Raw genomic sequence first — 17,247 nt, 5'->3', positions numbered from 1 at the left:
ATTAAATATAACAATTAGTTAGAACTCTGTTTTTCGTCAATCAGATTTAACAACTTTCTTTTTATCAAATCGTAATTTTTAAACAAAATAAAATGGTTGGCATTTTTTACGGTGACCGTGTCGAGATATTTATCAGGGACTTTAGACACTATAAACTCCATATTTATATAGGGTACAATTTTATCTTTGGTACCATGATAGTAAGTAATTGGTGTTTTAATATGTTGCCAATCTTCTGACATTTTATTTAATTCATCTATATGTGTCCATTTTTCTCGGTCTGAGACTCTCAAAGCCTTTGAAAAAAGCCATCGTGTGCCTTTCCAATGTGCCAGTTTACCTATTGCAAAAAATTTTTCATCTTTTGGAGAAACTGCTCCAGCGACCATTAAATTATCAGAAATAGTTGGATGTAAATAATTCATTTTTCCAGCAATTGCAACTCCATAAGACCAGCTTACTAGTATTACATCATGAAGTTGCTCGTTTTCAATAATTGTATAAATACTTTCGGCTTGTGATGTGATTGACGTTTCCGCATTTCCATAATCGGAATACCCATAACCCAAGCGGTCAACGGTTATTAAATTGGCTTTTTTATTAAGATCAATATCTGCTAAATATTTAAAATAATCTTTACCAGCTCCAGGTGCTCCATGAATAAATAGAATCGTTGGTAACGATTTATCAATTGTTTTACTCGCAATGAATCGGATTCTTTTTCCGCTATAATCTTCATAATAAATCTTAGCCTTTAGATTTTCTTTTCTAAACTTATTTTCAATTTTTCTATCACTAACCTTAAAAGTAAAGCAAGAACTTAACATCATCAATAACAATATTGACAAGATTAGAGACTGTTTTTTGTAAATATATTTAACTATTTCATTCATTCTTAAAGCAATTGGTTCAAAAGTATCGAAATTTTAGAAAAGATTTGTTTCTTTGTAAACTAAACTATCATCATGTCAATAGAAGTACAAAACATTAGCAAAACTTACGGAGCACAAAAAGCCTTAGACGGTATTAGTTTTAAAATAAACTCTGGTGAAATTGTAGGCTTTTTAGGACCTAATGGTGCTGGTAAATCTACGATGATGAAGATTATTACAACTTACATCAATGCTTCTGATGGGGTAGTTATCGTAAACGGACATAATGTAGCCACTGAACCCATGTCGGTGAAACAGTCTGTTGGGTATTTACCTGAACACAACCCATTGTATTTAGACATGTATGTAAAAGAATACATACAGTTTAATGCTTCTATACATACTATTACTAAATCAAGAATTCAAGAGGTAATTGAGCAAGTTGGTTTAACACCTGAAGCTCACAAAAAAATTAGCCAATTGTCTAAAGGTTATCGTCAACGAGTTGGTTTAGCAGCTGCGTTATTGCATGACCCTGAAGTACTCATTTTAGATGAGCCAACTACAGGATTAGACCCAAATCAATTGGTTGAAATAAGAGGATTGATTAAAGAAATTGGCAAAACAAAAACGGTATTGTTTTCAACGCATATTATGCAAGAAGTTGAAGCCGTGTGCGACCGGGTAATTATTATTAATAAAGGACAAATTGTAACTGATAAAAAACTGAATGAACTTAAGTCTGATAAAGAACAAGTTATTGAAGTTGAATTTGATTTACGTGTTGAGCCTCAATTAATCAATCAGATTCCGAAATTGAAAAACATTGAAAATGTCCATGATAACATCTGGAAACTTACTTTTAACACTAGTAAAGACATGCGTCCTGCTATTTTTGACTTTGCTCATGATAATGGATTAAAGCTACTGCAATCTTCTATAAAAAATCAAGATTTAGAAAGTCTATTTAGAAGTCTTACGAAATAGAAACTCCTCCTAACCTCCCCCAAGGGTAGAAATTATTAGCAATTAGTTTACAGTATCCTTCTTCTTTTTCTTACCAAAAAGACCTTTCAGAGCATCTTTTGCTACATCTTCAACTGTAGGTTTCGGTGTAGGTTTCGCTACTGAATCAGTAGAAACAACTGTTGAATCCTTAGTTTTTTCTTTACCACCAAGCAAATCTTTTAATGCATCGCCGACCTTATCTTTTCCTTTCTCAATCAATTTATCTTTTTGTTGTGCCACCAACTGCTTCGTTAAATCAGTCACAGCTGATTTCATATCCGTTTTAACCGTAGGATTCTTAAAACTACCCGAAATCAAAGCATTAACTGGTATTTTAATGTTTTCACTGTCTTCTTCTTTTAATTGTGCTAACAACTTTGTTACATCCGTCCCTAAATACTTAGCTGGCACATTTACAACCGCTTTATAACCTAATGTATTATCAAAACCATGACCACCACTAATGTCAATTTTAATATCTTCATAATTAATAGAAAAAGGATGTACCTCTACTTTACCATCTTTAAATGACAACGCTGTTTTTAAATCGTCTAAATTCAATTTTTTAGCATCTAAAAAGGTGAGTTGGTCTTCTAACTTCTGTATCAATGGAGAGTTTTCTGATGAAAGCTTTGAACTCAATAACTCTGCAGCAGCCTTACCAGACAAAGTGCTCAAATTGGGTGTAAAATCATTATTTAAAAATCCTGAAAGGCTAATAGTTGTATTTAATTTTCCTTGAATTATGTTGGCAATTGGTGCCAATGCTTCTAACAAACTCAATTGCTTAAAAGATTCATCAATATTTAAGCTTTTCATGTCCAAATTCATTGCAAAAGTTGGTGTTGCGGACTTCGTAGATACATTTCCATCAAAACCAATGATACCATTAAAAAGATTGGATTTCATGTTTTTTAACGTAGCTGTTTGATCTTTAATTAACAACGTACCTGATACATTTTTCAATGTTAAGTTATCATACAAAACCGTATTTGCTTTTGCATCAATAGTACAGTTTAAAAAAGAGGGTATTTTAATACTCTCAGTTGCTGCAATTGGGGTTTCTTTTTTCTTTTCTCCTTCTTTTTCACTTGCCTCAGCCACCATAAAATCATTCACCGAAAACGTATTAGAGTTCAAAGAAAAACGGCCTTCCATGTCTTCTTTATTGAAGAAAAAACCAATTAAATTATCTATACTACCCGTGGCTTGAATGTCTGTTTTCCCCAATTTAGCATCAAAACTATTAAGTTTTACAGATTTGGGATTTAACGTTAATGAGGTTTTATCAATTATTAATTTATCACTCAGCTCTGCAGATACATATTCAAAATTCTGCAATGAAAAAGTACCTGATGTTCTCGTGTTTTCATAATTTCCTTTTTCTATAGAATTCATGTCAAAAGCAGTATTGGCATTTATGGATAAATTTCCTTTCAAATCTTTTACAGCTTCCGCAGGATATACCTTTTCTAAATTCGCCAAGTTTATTTTCCCATCCAAATGAGCTTTAACCTTCATGTTTTCGGTTACTTCTGATAATTGAGCAGACGCATTAAATATCTCTTTGTCGATTCGGAAAGATAAGGTGTCAACATTTACATAGGTATCTTTGACCAAACCTGTTTCATTTGCAATCTTTGTATTTATGTTGATGTTTTCCAATGATTTTGGCAAGTCAGGATACTTAAAAGAAGCATTATCCGAATTAATTATGATATTAAACTTCGGAATGTGTGTGTCGTCAACCACCCCCTCAAAATTACCTGTAACGTCAAAATTACCTGTAGTTGTTACCCCTTCAATATTTTTAGAATATACCTCAGGTATTAACGCTAAAAAGTTCTTAAAATCTGATGATGGCGTTTTAAAATTGATAGCCACTTCTTGATTGTTATCATTAATTTTAACAAAACCATCAAAAACTAGCGGCAATTGATTAATCAATGCCTTGTTTTCTAAAAAGCTGAATTTATTTTCATTTAAATCAATACCAATTAAAGCTTGTAAATCAATTTTATTGTTGTTAAAATAAGCGACACTATCCATTTCAAATGAAATTAATCCATCCGTTTTTGTATCTAATTTAGAGGTTGCTGCCGACAAATTGCCTTCTCCTTTATGATTAAACTCTTTTAATGAAAACGACATTTTACTTGAAGCATCTGTATAGGAAATTTCACTGTTGGTAATACTATACCCCTCTAATTGCAACTGTAAAGGATCTGACTCAGTAGTTGAAGTTGTTTCCGTTTCAGTTTCTTTTGCAATATCATAATTAGCATTTCCATTTTCATCAATTTTAACCGCTAATTTTGCACCATCTATTGCAAATGTAGTAATGCTAATATCAGAATTACTTTTAAACAATTGACCTATTGGTAATTTTAAATTAATTGATTTTGCCTTAAATAAAGTATCACCTTCGAAAGGAGCCTTATTTACCAATGAAGTTTTGTATAATGAAACTTCAGCACTCGGAAAACTACTCCAAATACTTAAATCAGCATCTTCAAATTCTAATGTAGCATTCAAATTATTGTTGGCTGTTTTCTTTACCAATTCTATTATTTTTCCTTCAAAAACTATGGGAATAATAATTACTGCCGCTATTAAAACAACTAAAAGTATCCCTAATATTTTAAATATTTTTTTCATGTATTTTTATCCTTAATTGACTTAATTTTAATAAACTTTCTTCAAATGGTAAAATATAACACTTTAATAACGCATTTTATCTCATAACATTTTATCATTAACTCAATTGACAAAAGTAATTTTCATTTACTATTTCTCATGTTAAGAAAAGCGTAAAATATTGTACTTTTGCAATAAATTTTAACGCATGGATATTTCTGTTATTCCCAATATTAAACACACAAATAGTAACAACTTTTTTTTATTGGCTGGGCCATGTGCCATTGAGGGCGAAGAGATGGCTTTACGAATAGCTGAAAAAATTATTTCAGTAACTGATAAGCTAGAAATTCCCTTTATTTTTAAAGGTAGTTTTAAAAAGGCTAACCGTTCTAGAGTAGATAGTTTTAGTGGCATTGGAGATGAAAAAGCCTTAAAAATACTTCAAAAAGTAAGTAAAACTTTTGGCGTACCAACAGTAACTGACATACATGAAAGTGGTGATGCTTATCTCGCTGCTCAATTTGTTGATGTCTTACAAATTCCCGCATTTTTAGTTCGTCAAACGGATTTAGTCGTTGCTGCTGCAAAAACAGGTAAGGTTGTCAATTTGAAAAAAGGACAATTTATGAGTGCAGAAAGCATGAAACATGCTGTAAATAAAGTGATTGATAGCGGTAATGAAAAAGTTATGATAACCGATAGAGGTACCATGTTTGGGTATCAAGATATGATTGTTGATTTTAGAGGAATTCCTACAATGAAAGAATTCGGAACCACTATTTTAGATGTAACGCATTCATTACAACAACCAAATCAAACTTCAGGTGTAACTGGTGGTAGACCGGACATGATCGAAACTATTGCACGAGCTGGTATTGCAACAGGGGTTGACGGATTATTTTTAGAAACTCATTTTGATCCAGCTAATGCCAAATCTGACGGTGCTAATATGTTACATCTAGATCATTTAGAAAAACTACTTACCAACCTAGTGGCTATAAGAAAAACAATAAATTCACTATAATTAGAAATACCGTAATGTTTAAAACTAGATTTTTTCTAAGTATTATTTTATCTTTAATAACATTAAGTCTTTTAGCACAAGAAATAAAACCTACAAGATATACCGCTAGTAATAAAGGGAAGTTTTTTGTAAGTTGGGGTGGTAATAGAACTTCATTTACGAACTCAGACATCACTTTTAAAGGGGCTGATTATGACTTTACACTAACGGATGTAAAATCGCACGATAAGCCTAAAGGTTGGCATATTGACTATATTAACCCTGGACGGATGACCATTCCTCAGACTAATGCGAAAATTGGATATTTTATTAATGAACATTATACGGTTGCTATTGGTCTAGATCATATGAAGTATGTGATGACCCAAAATCAAACTGCACAAATTGATGGTGACATAAATATGCCAATTACGGAACCTGGAGCTGTTTTTAATGGCTTATATAACAACGTTCCTATTCAATTAACAGAAGATTTTCTAAAATTTGAACATACAGACGGTTTAAACTTTATCTATTCTGAATTTTCGAGATTTGATGATATTTCCTCTCTTTTCAATATTAAAAATACGGATGTTTTTCAAGTAAATATTACGGAAGGAATTGGTGCTGGTGTGTTATACCCTAAAACCAATGCTACGCTTTTATCAAAAGAACGCCATGACGATTTTCATATTTCTGGATATGGTGTTGCATTAAGTGCAGGATTACATCTTAATTTCTTTAAATATTTCTATATTAGAGGTGATGTAAAAGGAGGATTTATTGATATGAATAATATTAGAACTACTAAAAGCAATGCTGATAGTGCTTCTCAATCATTTTTTTACCTTCAAAGAGTAATATCTCTAGGAGGGATTTTTAAGTTATAGATTACAATTTTTTAGCTAAAATGTTGTTATATAGTTTATTGTGAGAAACATAACACTATACCTGTTGCTGTTTTTGTTTATAAACAAAAACTATGCTCAGCAATTTGATATTGCTGGACAAATGAATAATATCCATTCTCCAATTACTTCCACAAAAACCATGACGCATGAATATGATGCTGTTGACGCAAGAGTAAGAAGCTATAGCTCAGATTACAAAAGCTCGGCGGCTTTAGCGGAACAAATTCTGAAAGATTTTACGACGAAAAAAGATAGAATTAGAGCCCTCTATACTTGGCTATGTATTACAATTAAATATGACATGACTTCCTATGCTAAAGGACAGACTGAAATTGGTTTCAGTTACACCTCTAAAACGGATTTTAACCGTAAAATGAAGGCTATAAACAATTCAATTGTCCATAAAACACTTGAGACCAAAAAAGCAATTTGTGAAGGTTATGCCCAAACATTTAAAGAAGTTTCAGAATACTTAGGTATTGAATGTAAATTAATTGGGGGATATGCCAAAGGTGATGTTAGTGATATTAATACAATTCCAGAAGCAGAAAATCATGCATGGAATGCCGTCAGAATTGATGAAAAATGGTATTTGATTGATGCTACTTGGGGTGCAGGCTATACCTATGGTAACAAATGGTTTTCGCAATTTGACGATTTCTATTTTTTTTCTGACCCTGATCAATTTGCTTTAACCCATTACCCTTCTGAAACCGAATGGTTACTAACTGAATCAAAACTGACATTAAAGCAATTTTATAGCAAACCCATTTATAAAAATTCTTTTTTTCTTAATAAATTGAAATTAATTTCACCAAAATTTGGTGTTCTTGAAGAAGCAACTAAGACAGATATTGTGTTTTTAATGGGACACTTACCTGAAAATATTAATTTGTTTTATGCGTTTAAGGGCGATAGATATAGTAAAAAAATTGAACCTGATTGCAATAGTGATCAATGTACTTTTAACATTTCATTTACAAAAACTAGCGATTCTGAATTGTACATTTTCGTCAATCAAAGACCTATTTTAGAATACTTTGTAAAACTGAAATAAATCTTATAAAAAAAATCCCAAATTACAACTGAATCATGTGTAATTTGGGATTTGAATATTATTAGTTATTTACCTATCCACACTTAGACATTCCGCAACTTTTGCATTTTAAACAACCTTCTTCAAAAACCAACCCTTCTGGATCTCCACATTCGCTACATTTTTTATCCTTTACTATGGCATCTTTAGGTATAAAGCGTTTTAAAGCTCGTGCAACACCATTTTTCCATGTATTGATGTGATCGTCATATAAATTTAGATTCTGAATTAAATCAACTACATATGGCATTGGCATACCATGACGTAACACACCAGAAAGTAATTTGGCATAGTTCCAAAATTCTTTGTTGAAAGATCTAGACAATCCTTCAATAGTTGTTTTATAGCCATCACTATCTATATATTGAAAATCGTATCTAGCTTCGTCTTGTTCATCTCTATTTTTTATTACCCAACCTTTCTCAACCCATTGTGGTAGGTTAAAGGCATCTTTCATTTTTCCTGTAAAAATTTCGTAAGGTTTTCCATCAATTAAACCAATAACGGCCAACCATTTTTCTGATTCATTGTGGAATCTAATAATTTCAGCTTCAATTCTATCTGGTCTTTTAGCAACTATAGTATCTTCTTTATATCCTTCCTTTTTTTCTTCGCTTTTTTCATCTGTTGATACCAAAATACCACTTCTTGAACCATCTCTATATACGGTAATACCTTTTAAGCCTTGCTTCCAAGATTCAACATAAATATCTCCAACTTTATCAACAGTAACATCTGATGCCAAATTAATAGTTGAACTAATCGAATGCGTGGTATATTTTTGAACCAAAGCCTGCATTTCAACACGTTTGTTCCAGTCAATTTCAGGGGCAGTTGCACCGGCATATGGACTGTCTTTAACATCAGTTTTACCTGTGGTGTTCATCCAAGTTTCAAACTTTTTATGATAAACTGTAAATTCTTCAAAAGCGTCTCCTAATTCATCTACAAAATCTACTTTAGAATTTTCGTCATTGGTATTCACTTTTCTACGACGTACATAAGATAGCATGTACACAGGTTCTATACCTGATGATACTTGTGCCAACATACTTAATGAACCCGTTGGAGCCACCGTACTAATTGAAATATTTCTTCTACCATTTTGCATCATTCTATCATACAAATCAGGAAACTCATTACTCATCATTTGAACAAATTCAGATGTATCTTCAATGTTTCTGTTAAACACTTCAAATTGACCTCTGTTTATGGCCATATCAATACTACTATCAAATTCAGCTACGAATTTTTTCTTCATTATGGCATCAACCACAGATAAAGCTTCATCTGTGTCAAATTTAATTCCCAAAGCGGCAATAGCATCTGCTAAAGCAGTAAAACCTAGACCAGTTCTTCTTCCTTTTTTACCAGTTTCTGACAATAATTCCCAAATTTCTCTTTCTGTTCGTTTGATATGATCAGGTTCAGGATCTGCTTCAATTTTTGCTAAAATTTTATCTGCAGCCTCCAATTCTAAATCAACTAAATCATCCATTAAGCGTTGTGATTCATATACAACCTCGTAGAATTTTTTAAAATTGAATTTTGCTTTTTTTGTATAAGGATCTTCTACAAAACTGAACAAATTAACTGCAATTAAACGACAACTATCACCACCTTGCATTGCAATTTCAGAACATGGATTTGTAGAACTATTTTTGAATTCAGGATAGACTGATGATGTAGAATAGTGATGCTGCCTATCCCAAAATATCAATCCTGGTTCAGCTGAATTATGAGCACATGTTATAATTTTTTCCCATAATTCATTTGCATCAATTTCTTTGGTATATTTTGGTTCTGAACTTTCGATAGGCCATTGCAATGTGAATTTTGTATTGTTTACTACAGCATTCATAAAAGCATCAGATAATCTGATAGAAATATTTGCACCTGTTATCTTAGTTAGGTCTTGTTTAATGGTAATAAAATCTTCAATATCTGGATGTGCAACATCCATGGTTAACATTAACGCACCACGACGACCATTCTGAGCAACTTCGCGTGTTGTATTTGAAAACCTATCCATAAAAGATACGGCTCCTGTAGTTGTTCCTGCCGCATTTGATACCAAAGCATCTTTTGGCCGTAACTCAGATAAATCTACTCCTACTCCACATCGTCTTTTAAATAATTGTGCTAACTGTTGATCGGTATAACAAACACCTCCATATGAATCTACTACTGATGGTACCACAATACAGTTAGAAAGTGAAGCAATTACTTCTTTATTACCTAAACCAAACATTACACTTCCTTGTGGAATTACATATTTAAAATCTTTAAAAAGATCATATATTTTTTCAGTAGTTAATGGTTTTCTCGCTTTTCCATATGTAGATAAATTATCTGAAACGTTGTCTGTAGGAATATAATTTTTTTCAATTCTACCAAATTCTTCTGCCATACGTAAATGCATCTCATCAGGAGATCTCTCCTTATAGTTTCCAGTTTTGTCTTTGAGACAATACTTGTTTATCCAAGTAGTAGCGGCTAGTTCATCCCCTTTAAAATAGGCTAATGAAGCTTCTAAAACTTCTTGATAATCATAAATTTCAGCTTTGGTTTTGGTAATTTCTACAGACATAATCGGTTTTTATTGATAATTAGAGTTGCCAAAATTAAACTAGAAATTTACATGTTCCTGAATAGGTTTTGAATTTTAATAACAATGAGAGGTTGAAAACTTTTTAGAGAATTAATATCTAAAAAGTGATTTTTTTTAGGTAAATTATTCAGCAATTATTGCTATGCTTTAAATGTTAATGGTTAAACATTTTATCCTTAACTGAATAAGCATCTTTTAGTACATTTATTAAAATAGTTTCATCAATTTCATCCAATGATAAATATCGTAATGACTTTATTACTTTACGATTGGCCGTTGTCAAATTCTCTAAATGAACCGTTAAATTACTGCCATTCCAAAAGCCTAAATCTACAAATTGCTCCTTTTTACTTACATTCATATAACAAAACGGTCTATTGTATATGTAATAAAAGGGAATTCTGTATTTGTATTTTAAATCGACCTCTGAAATAGTATTCTCAATAATTACCTGCAAGTGTAATACCATAGAACGATAAGGTTCTGGTTGATTTAAAATGTAGTTTTCTGCTGGGTTCATAATTCAACAAATCAATTAATCCAATTTAATGATTACAAAGTAAATAAATTCTTGCACATTTCAAATATTCCATTACCTTTGCATTTCAAAGTACTTTTATTATGAATGAAAAAGATTATTTAAAAGACATCTCGGAGATTAAGGATATTATGAACCGTTCAACTCGGTTTATTTCATTAAGTGGACTCTCAGGTATATTGGCAGGAACCTATGCATTACTTGGTGCATTTATTGCCTACAAGTTATTAGAAGATGTTAATTATAATTTTGATTACTCTACTGAAATTCTAAAAACAAACTATACAATACTTGGTTCACTAAAAAACTCACTGATAGGACTTGCTTTAATTGTTGCATTTTTATCAGCGATAACTGGCTATGTTTTAACAAAGAAAAAAGCGAAAAAGAATAATGAAAACATTTGGACACCGGCTTCTCGTCAACTTATTAGTAGCTTTGCAATACCAATGATAACTGGTGGAGTATTTATCTTTCTTTTAATTGAAAGAGGCATTTATGGTATTGCTGCACCAGCTGCTCTTATATTCTATGGATTAGCCTTAATAAATGCGAGCAAATACACATTAAGTCAAGTCCGATTTTTAGGAGTATTAGAAATATTATTAGGCTTATTAGCCTTGGTGTTTTTTGGAAATGGATTGTTATTTTGGATACTCGGATTTGGCATTCTACATATTATCTATGGTGCATTGATGTATTTTAAAATAGAGAGAAACTAAAAAGTGAAAGACCTAATTAAAAATATAAACAAACTCTTTGATCATAGAATCAGACTAGGAATTATGTCTGCTTTAATGGTTAATGACACCCTCGACTTTAATACACTAAAAGATTTACTTGATGTTACCGATGGTAATTTAGCGAGTCATATTAAAGCATTAGAAAGAGCAGAATACATTAAAATAAGAAAATCATTTATTGGTAAAAAAACCAATACTAAATATAACGCAACACATTTAGGTACATTAGAATTCAAAAAACATTTAGCTGCCTTAGAACGTATCATTAATAATAAACCTTAAAATTTTTTACCTAATTACTTTGTATTTCAAAGTGCTTTTAAAATATAAAAAACATGAACAAAAATATTCCATTAATCGCCAGCTCACTAATCTTTAGCTTATTATTCTTTAAGCAGAATATTGGTTTAAATTTCCTACTATTCTCAACGCTTACAATAGCACTACTCTTTATATTTAATACCAAGCAATTTAAAACAATAAAGGTGCTTACAGCTGCACTCGTTTTTTTAGCAACCGCAACCTTTGTCTTTATTTATAACACTACATTAAGTATAATATCGAGCATTATTGCCTTCTTTTATCTTTTAGGAACCTTAAGTGAAGTACACTCCTCCGTTTACATTCAACTGCTAAATGGCTTTTTCTCTTCTATTGCTTCGGGTTTCTCCATGTATTACAATCGTTTCTTAGAGGAGACAGAAGCCGTAAAAAAGAAAAGCATCGATTATGTTTATTGGTTAAAAATGATTGGAATACCGACAATAGTATTGCTCGTTTTTGTAATCCTATACCGAAGTGCTAATCCCTATTTTGATGAACTTTTAAATAAAATAGACTTTAGCTTTATCAACTTTCAGTGGATTTTATTTACCACATTAGGCTATTTTTTACTGTTAAACATTACCAATCCAATTACAATTGAATCCGCTACAGCTTTCGACTTAATAACAGCTAATAATCTCAACAAAGATGACATAAAACCACAATCTAGCGAAAACTTGGGTCAAGAGAACCAATTGGGAATCATTCTACTCGTGCTTTTAAATATGCTTATTCTATTCTTCTTAGTTACAGACACAATCTATTTATCACATTTAACAGATTTAAATGCTTCTGACCTATCTAGAACCGTCCATGAAGGCATCTACGCATTGATTACCTCCATTGTCTTCGCCATTGGGATTATACTGTACTTTTTTAGAGGAAACCTCAACTTTTATAAGAAAAACAAAAACTTAAAAGTGTTAACCACGCTATGGATTGGTTTAAACATCGTACTTATTTTGGTTACGACTTACAAAAACTATCTCTATGTAAGCTTCCATGGTTTAACCTATAAAAGAATAGGTGTTTTTATATATTTATTATTATCAATTATTGGTTTAATAACCACTTTTATAAAAGTATATGCTACCTATAATTTCTGGTTTCTTTGTCGTAAAAATATCAGCATCGGATTTGCTGTATTATTAATCTCAACTACAATAAATTGGGATAAACTGATTACAAAATATAACACCCAATATGCAGAAAATATAGATTTTGATTATTTGATAGGCCTATCAGATAACAATACTCTTATACTAAAAGAATATGTAGATGTTATTACAAACGAACCACCTATATCAGCTCAAAATCAAATAACACATAAATACAATCAGTATTGTAAAAATTTACAAGACAATAATTGGCAAGAACTCGTTTTTGATAATTTAATACTTAAGCCATGAATGTCAGTTTACGAACAATAAAAACGGCCTTTAAGTCAGCACTCTTAGCTGTATCTTTACTCTACTTCGCTATACTTTGTTTAAATGAAGGGCGAATTTCAGACGCTCTCCCTTTTCTACCTATTTGTCTATTCGTAAGTTTTATTCTTATTATACTAGGCGTAGGTTTTACCATTGTTCCCTTTTACTATCTTGGAAAAAAAAATCCAATACCTAAAATAGGTAAGAAATTTTTTCCATTGTATGCAATTTTATCTTTTTCATTCTGTTTAATATTTACGGTTATGTCAGGTTTTATGGCGGCAAATGTTATTCTTGGCATTGCCTATATAACAGCAATGTTTGCCTGGATATGGTTTTTTAATTTGGACAAGAATAAAATTAATTGATAGTAATTGAAAAAGACAAAAATTTATCTTAGAATTTTTTGGGTAGCCCTTGTACTTATTGGGTTAACCTTATTCTTTTTATATCCGGAGAGGTTTACGCACAACTCGCTTTCTGCCTTTGTAAAAGAAAATTCAACAAAAATATTTTCAACCTATATTGGAATTTGTCTAATCCGCGGTTTATTTCTACTTCCATCTACTCCATTTATTTTTGCTGGCGTTTTGCTTTTTCCAGAATCACCTTGGACTGTATTTTGGATCTCCATGTTTGGAATAATGACTACTGCCATTTACCTCTATTTTGCCTCCAAGTTCTTAGAATTTGGTAAGCTTTTTGGTCAAAAACATAATGCAAAAAAAACCAAAATAATAGAAAAATTAGACAAACACGGTTTTTGGGTAGTTCTCGGTTGGTCTTTTTTCCCTTTAGTCCCAACAGACTTGATTTGCTATATTGCAGGCTCAATTCGAATGAACTTTTTAAAATACATTTCAGCAATTTTTATAGGGGAATCAATTCTCGTTGCTTGTTATATTTTTTTAGGAGAAGGAATCTTAAAACTATTCTGATTATTAGTAAAAAACAATGTAAAACTTGCCTTTTTAGCCCCTATTAACTATCCCTCCTTTTAATCTCCTTTACCAAATGTTCTAAACCATTTAGTTTTAATTCATATACCAAGCCGAGCATCATCCCTAATTTACCTTTAGGAAAACCTTTGGCATGATACCAAACGATATAATGCTCTGGCAAATCTATAAGGTCTCTCCCTTTAAATTTACCATATGGCATTTTAGTATTGGCTAAATCAATAAGAAATTGTTTGTCTTGCATTATATTTAGTGCCTAGACACCCCTAAAGTCCCCTCGAGGGGACAATTAATTTGTATTTTATTCTTTACCGTCAACGTAATCTTGAAGGTATTTAAAATTTTCAGTGAGCTTACCGTTCTCGGTCATTTTTGCTCGCTGTAAAACACCCTCTTTATCATCATTAAAAAATGCCGGAATTACATCTTTTAAAAACATGTTTCCAAATCCGCGACTCGCATTATCAGGTAATTCGCAAGGCAAATTATCTACTGCCATTACAACTATAGCCTTAGCATCTTTATAATCAATTTCTTGACTCGTTTCAGGATTATACCCATAAACTGGATCAGCAATTGTAGAAGGTCGGATAGTTGGTGCAACCGGACCATCAATATCGCAACTAATATCTGCAATTACTTTTATGTTAAAAGTATCCGTTTTTGTGTTGTCATGTGTAATTATATAAGGAGCTCCTTCACCATAAAAATGGGCAGCAATATATAAGTCACTTACTGCTGCAAAACGCATAAATGTTGATTCGTAATCACTCGGATTTTCGAAAAAATCATATTTATCTAATTCCTGTCCGTCTTTGCGTGCATTATAATCTAATGCATCTAATTGCACATATACAGGTTCATTAAATTCCTTTTCTAAATAGTCATTAACTGAAACTTCTTTAATTTTTAATATCTCTAAAATTTCTTTTACACCTGTACCTACTTTACCTGTACCCGTTACCACAATTTTAATTGCAGGGACTTTAATTTTCTGTAATTCTTCCTCTAATTCTTTACCATCTTTTAAACTGTCTGCATTTGGCAAATTTATACCTCCAAATTTAAGACCATATGCTCTGATAGCATTATAGGCTCCTACAATTCCAGCGTAATATCCAAAACCTATTAATCGATTCCCACGGCTATCAGTAACCGTTTCATGATCATAAAAAGTAATATTTTTATCGAGAATGGCATTTAACAACGTTCTGTTATAAGGTTGTTTTTTTATAGTATGAGAGAAGAAAAAATAAGATTTATTGGCAATTAAACTATCAATGGTAGCTTCTTTTACACCCAACATCACATCACAATCTGAAACATCTTCAGAAACCTTAATACCTAATGCTCTATATTCTTCATCTTTAAAGACTCTAATATCAGAAGATTGAACAACCACTTCTGCATTTGGGTATGTTTCTAATAACTGACAACAAGCCTTAGGCGATAAAACCACACGACGATCTGGCGGACTTTTAACTTCTTTTATTATAGCAAACTTCATATGTTAGGTTTTGGTACAGATTTTGTTGCAAGGTATTATGAAATAAGGTATTTAACAAGTTTTGATTTCAAAATTATAACTATCTTTGTAAATTAAATAATAATTTGGGGGCGACTGGTTTTGACAGCAAGACCAATTGAACTGTAAGCATGTCGAGCAATGAAATAGTACTCGTAAAACTCAATTTCAACACTTTAAACGGCGAGAATAACTACGCTTTAGCTGCATAATCCGAATTACAGTAGGATTTAGCCTCGTCTCTACTAGGTAGAGAAGCTTTATGTCTCCTGACAGCCTTTGTTAATGGCGTTCAAGTTTGAGACATCGTAAAAATTGACATAGAAATGCTATACTTCGCTAGTGTTTTGAAACTAAAGAAGATAAGCTAAAAGTGGGCGGTTGTCGGTCAGCTTTTGGACGAAAATTAAACGATGACTATGCATGTAGAAAGCACTTTAGTTGCTTGTTTGGACGAGGGTTCGAGTCCCTCCGTCTCCACAAATTAAAACCTCAACACATTGTTTTACAATTAGTTGAGGTTTTTTACTTTTAAAATTTGTACGATTATTGTATTGTAAGTTAAATAACGTCAATAAATTATCAATATTTCGTTTTAAAATTAAGAGAGTATTTATCTAATCTATGCCCTTCTTTAAAGGCTCTGTTCTCAATTATCTTGTTTGATTGAGCGTTATAAACAACTTCAACAAAAAACATATCAATAGCATAAATGTTTATTTTATAGTTATCTTCATTAACTGTATCTAGATAAATACCAATATCCCATATAGAATTATATTGCTGTTGTTCTTCTAATAATAAGTATTCGTATAAGGTCATATAATATTAAAGTATTTTAGTATTAACCCTATTACAGCGAAGATTAATCCATAAATTAAAGTGTATTTGCCAAAATCATCAAAACTGTTAGTGTTTCTAGGCTCTTTACAACTTCCTTTTGGTGCTGGAGTTCCTTTCATAATTAAGAATTGAACCTCTAATATAAGAATTACTTAATATACTAATTATATAAAAAAAACATCTTATTAAACAGTTAAATTTATTTTGTTGATAACGCAACCATTTGCTTGAGTAATTCTTTAGGAGTTTGGTCTTTTGTGAGTCTTGATAATTTATTTTTTTTCATTTCAATATTTTTAAAAATAACGGGGCTATTAAAATTTAGACTTTGAAGTTCCTCAATTTTTGCTTCAACACTAACAATATTCATAAATCGACGGAATTGGTCATTATTTAAATGTGGTACACCATTTTGTTTTACAATAAGACTAAAGTATTTTGTAAAGTTCATTTTACAAAACTATAAAACAAACGAATTAGTGATTGTTTCAATTTGAACCAATTCTTAATACTATCAAATATAATTGTTTGTTTAAATTATTGTCATTTCAAACTCCTATTTAACAGTATTTTAAATGAATTTTTATATATTTGATAGGTGGTCGCTAAATTGAATCTGTTAAAGCAATCTATTTACAAATAATGCTCATTTAGTTTCTTATAGTAACGATAGCGGATATAAACGCAATACGTTTATACAATTGTTACCATTTATTTAAAAACAATCAGCCAAATAAAAGAAAT

At 31.3% G+C, this 17,247-nt stretch carries 18 protein-coding genes and 1 other RNA gene; 9 read left to right on the top strand and 10 right to left on the bottom strand.

What is annotated here, in order from left to right:
- Positions 1-14 precede the first annotated feature (14 nt).
- Complete coding sequence (locus JBL43_RS08135) at positions 15-893, bottom strand: alpha/beta fold hydrolase (RefSeq protein ID WP_198840952.1); 879 nt, start codon at positions 891-893, stop codon at positions 15-17.
- 72 nt (positions 894-965) lie between these two features.
- Between JBL43_RS08135 and gldA the strand changes: the two genes are divergently transcribed.
- Positions 966-1,859: a gliding motility-associated ABC transporter ATP-binding subunit GldA gene (gene gldA, locus JBL43_RS08130; RefSeq protein ID WP_198840951.1), complete on the top strand. Its 894-nt coding sequence runs from the start codon at positions 966-968 to the stop codon at positions 1,857-1,859.
- A 42-nt stretch (positions 1,860-1,901) separates the two neighbouring features.
- On the opposite strand, the gene JBL43_RS08125 is transcribed toward gldA, so the two are convergent.
- Positions 1,902-4,538 (bottom strand): AsmA-like C-terminal region-containing protein, encoded by a 2,637-nt coding sequence (locus JBL43_RS08125; RefSeq protein ID WP_198840950.1) that lies wholly within the window; start codon positions 4,536-4,538, stop codon positions 1,902-1,904.
- A 187-nt stretch (positions 4,539-4,725) separates the two neighbouring features.
- Here JBL43_RS08125 and kdsA point away from each other — a divergent pair, with 187 nt between their 5' ends.
- From kdsA to JBL43_RS08110, 3 genes are read left to right on the top strand one after another with little or no spacing between them, the layout of a single operon-like run.
- Positions 4,726-5,544, top strand: a complete 819-nt coding sequence (gene kdsA, locus JBL43_RS08120; protein WP_198840949.1) for a 3-deoxy-8-phosphooctulonate synthase — start codon at positions 4,726-4,728, stop codon at positions 5,542-5,544.
- 14 nt (positions 5,545-5,558) lie between these two features.
- Positions 5,559-6,413 (top strand): hypothetical protein, encoded by an 855-nt coding sequence (locus JBL43_RS08115; protein ID WP_198840948.1) that lies wholly within the window; start codon positions 5,559-5,561, stop codon positions 6,411-6,413.
- Positions 6,414-6,453: 40 nt separating this feature from the next.
- Positions 6,454-7,491, top strand: a complete 1,038-nt coding sequence (locus JBL43_RS08110; RefSeq protein ID WP_198840947.1) for a transglutaminase domain-containing protein — start codon at positions 6,454-6,456, stop codon at positions 7,489-7,491.
- A gap of 73 nt (positions 7,492-7,564) precedes the next feature.
- On the opposite strand, the gene JBL43_RS08105 is transcribed toward JBL43_RS08110, so the two are convergent.
- Together JBL43_RS08105 and JBL43_RS08100 are read right to left on the bottom strand one after the other, a co-directional pair.
- The gene (locus tag JBL43_RS08105; RefSeq protein ID WP_198840946.1) at positions 7,565-10,120 is read right to left on the bottom strand and encodes an adenosylcobalamin-dependent ribonucleoside-diphosphate reductase; all 2,556 of its coding nucleotides are present in this window, start codon (positions 10,118-10,120) and stop codon (positions 7,565-7,567) included.
- 175 nt (positions 10,121-10,295) lie between these two features.
- Complete coding sequence (locus JBL43_RS08100) at positions 10,296-10,661, bottom strand: DUF1801 domain-containing protein (protein WP_198840945.1); 366 nt, start codon at positions 10,659-10,661, stop codon at positions 10,296-10,298.
- Between the two features lie 101 nt (positions 10,662-10,762).
- Here JBL43_RS08100 and JBL43_RS08095 point away from each other — a divergent pair, with 101 nt between their 5' ends.
- The 3 genes from JBL43_RS08095 to JBL43_RS08085 are packed head-to-tail and all read left to right on the top strand — an operon-like array spanning position 10,763 to position 13,155.
- Positions 10,763-11,401 carry a hypothetical protein gene (locus JBL43_RS08095; protein ID WP_198840944.1) on the top strand — a complete coding sequence of 213 codons (639 nt, stop codon included), beginning with the start codon at positions 10,763-10,765 and terminating at the stop codon, positions 11,399-11,401.
- A 3-nt stretch (positions 11,402-11,404) separates the two neighbouring features.
- Positions 11,405-11,704 carry a winged helix-turn-helix domain-containing protein gene (locus tag JBL43_RS08090; protein WP_198840943.1) on the top strand — a complete coding sequence of 100 codons (300 nt, stop codon included), beginning with the start codon at positions 11,405-11,407 and terminating at the stop codon, positions 11,702-11,704.
- 53 nt (positions 11,705-11,757) lie between these two features.
- On the top strand, positions 11,758-13,155 hold the full coding sequence (locus tag JBL43_RS08085) for a DUF4153 domain-containing protein (protein WP_198840942.1): 1,398 nt from the start codon (positions 11,758-11,760) through the stop codon (positions 13,153-13,155).
- 187 nt (positions 13,156-13,342) lie between these two features.
- On the opposite strand, the gene JBL43_RS20355 is transcribed toward JBL43_RS08085, so the two are convergent.
- Positions 13,343-13,477, bottom strand: a complete 135-nt coding sequence (locus JBL43_RS20355; RefSeq protein ID WP_262896264.1) for a hypothetical protein — start codon at positions 13,475-13,477, stop codon at positions 13,343-13,345.
- 73 nt (positions 13,478-13,550) lie between these two features.
- On the opposite strand from JBL43_RS20355, the gene JBL43_RS08080 reads away from it, so the two are divergent.
- Complete coding sequence (locus tag JBL43_RS08080) at positions 13,551-14,114, top strand: TVP38/TMEM64 family protein (RefSeq protein ID WP_198840941.1); 564 nt, start codon at positions 13,551-13,553, stop codon at positions 14,112-14,114.
- Positions 14,115-14,157: 43 nt separating this feature from the next.
- On the opposite strand, the gene JBL43_RS08075 is transcribed toward JBL43_RS08080, so the two are convergent.
- Both JBL43_RS08075 and JBL43_RS08070 read right to left on the bottom strand, forming a co-directional pair.
- Positions 14,158-14,379 carry a DUF3820 family protein gene (locus JBL43_RS08075; RefSeq protein ID WP_233098718.1) on the bottom strand — a complete coding sequence of 74 codons (222 nt, stop codon included), beginning with the start codon at positions 14,377-14,379 and terminating at the stop codon, positions 14,158-14,160.
- Between the two features lie 57 nt (positions 14,380-14,436).
- Complete coding sequence (locus JBL43_RS08070; protein WP_198840940.1) at positions 14,437-15,642, bottom strand: NAD(P)-dependent oxidoreductase; 1,206 nt, start codon at positions 15,640-15,642, stop codon at positions 14,437-14,439.
- Positions 15,643-15,748: 106 nt separating this feature from the next.
- On the opposite strand from JBL43_RS08070, the gene ssrA reads away from it, so the two are divergent.
- Positions 15,749-16,143: a transfer-messenger RNA gene (gene ssrA / locus JBL43_RS08065) on the top strand.
- A gap of 99 nt (positions 16,144-16,242) precedes the next feature.
- On the opposite strand, the gene JBL43_RS08060 is transcribed toward ssrA, so the two are convergent.
- The 3 genes from JBL43_RS08060 to JBL43_RS08050 all read right to left on the bottom strand — a co-directional run bounded on the left by JBL43_RS08060 (position 16,243) and on the right by JBL43_RS08050 (position 16,954).
- Positions 16,243-16,482, bottom strand: a complete 240-nt coding sequence (locus JBL43_RS08060) for a hypothetical protein (protein ID WP_198840939.1) — start codon at positions 16,480-16,482, stop codon at positions 16,243-16,245.
- Positions 16,479-16,622, bottom strand: coding sequence for a hypothetical protein (locus tag JBL43_RS08055; protein ID WP_198840938.1), 144 nt, complete (start codon positions 16,620-16,622; stop codon positions 16,479-16,481). Before JBL43_RS08055 ends, JBL43_RS08060 begins: the two co-directional genes overlap by 4 nt.
- A gap of 80 nt (positions 16,623-16,702) precedes the next feature.
- The gene (locus JBL43_RS08050; protein WP_198840937.1) at positions 16,703-16,954 is read right to left on the bottom strand and encodes a hypothetical protein; all 252 of its coding nucleotides are present in this window, start codon (positions 16,952-16,954) and stop codon (positions 16,703-16,705) included.
- Positions 16,955-17,247: the final 293 nt, after the last annotated feature.

Source organism: Aureibaculum flavum (assembly GCF_016406085.1).
GTDB lineage: Bacteria > Bacteroidota > Bacteroidia > Flavobacteriales > Flavobacteriaceae > Aureibaculum > Aureibaculum flavum.
The sequence above is the reverse complement of the archived record's forward strand: the minus strand, read 5'-3'. Positions and strand labels throughout refer to the sequence as shown.

What these genes read in the sequence shown, in the direction of transcription:
- JBL43_RS08135 (WP_198840952.1), bottom strand. Translation starts at nt 893, where the DNA reads ATGAATGAAATAGTTAAATATATTTACAAAAAACAGTCTCTAATCTTG.
- gldA (WP_198840951.1), top strand. Translation starts at nt 966, where the DNA reads ATGTCAATAGAAGTACAAAACATTAGCAAAACTTACGGAGCACAAAAA.
- JBL43_RS08125 (WP_198840950.1), bottom strand. Translation starts at nt 4,538, where the DNA reads ATGAAAAAAATATTTAAAATATTAGGGATACTTTTAGTTGTTTTAATA.
- kdsA (WP_198840949.1), top strand. Translation starts at nt 4,726, where the DNA reads ATGGATATTTCTGTTATTCCCAATATTAAACACACAAATAGTAACAAC.
- JBL43_RS08115 (WP_198840948.1), top strand. Translation starts at nt 5,559, where the DNA reads ATGTTTAAAACTAGATTTTTTCTAAGTATTATTTTATCTTTAATAACA.
- JBL43_RS08105 (WP_198840946.1), bottom strand. Translation starts at nt 10,120, where the DNA reads ATGTCTGTAGAAATTACCAAAACCAAAGCTGAAATTTATGATTATCAA.
- JBL43_RS08100 (WP_198840945.1), bottom strand. Translation starts at nt 10,661, where the DNA reads ATGAACCCAGCAGAAAACTACATTTTAAATCAACCAGAACCTTATCGT.
- JBL43_RS08095 (WP_198840944.1), top strand. Translation starts at nt 10,763, where the DNA reads ATGAATGAAAAAGATTATTTAAAAGACATCTCGGAGATTAAGGATATT.
- JBL43_RS08085 (WP_198840942.1), top strand. Translation starts at nt 11,758, where the DNA reads ATGAACAAAAATATTCCATTAATCGCCAGCTCACTAATCTTTAGCTTA.
- JBL43_RS20355 (WP_262896264.1), bottom strand. Translation starts at nt 13,477, where the DNA reads ATGCCAAGAATAACATTTGCCGCCATAAAACCTGACATAACCGTAAAT.
- JBL43_RS08075 (WP_233098718.1), bottom strand. Translation starts at nt 14,379, where the DNA reads ATGCAAGACAAACAATTTCTTATTGATTTAGCCAATACTAAAATGCCA.
- JBL43_RS08070 (WP_198840940.1), bottom strand. Translation starts at nt 15,642, where the DNA reads ATGAAGTTTGCTATAATAAAAGAAGTTAAAAGTCCGCCAGATCGTCGT.
- JBL43_RS08060 (WP_198840939.1), bottom strand. Translation starts at nt 16,482, where the DNA reads ATGACCTTATACGAATACTTATTATTAGAAGAACAACAGCAATATAAT.
- JBL43_RS08055 (WP_198840938.1), bottom strand. Translation starts at nt 16,622, where the DNA reads ATGAAAGGAACTCCAGCACCAAAAGGAAGTTGTAAAGAGCCTAGAAAC.
- JBL43_RS08050 (WP_198840937.1), bottom strand. Translation starts at nt 16,954, where the DNA reads ATGAACTTTACAAAATACTTTAGTCTTATTGTAAAACAAAATGGTGTA.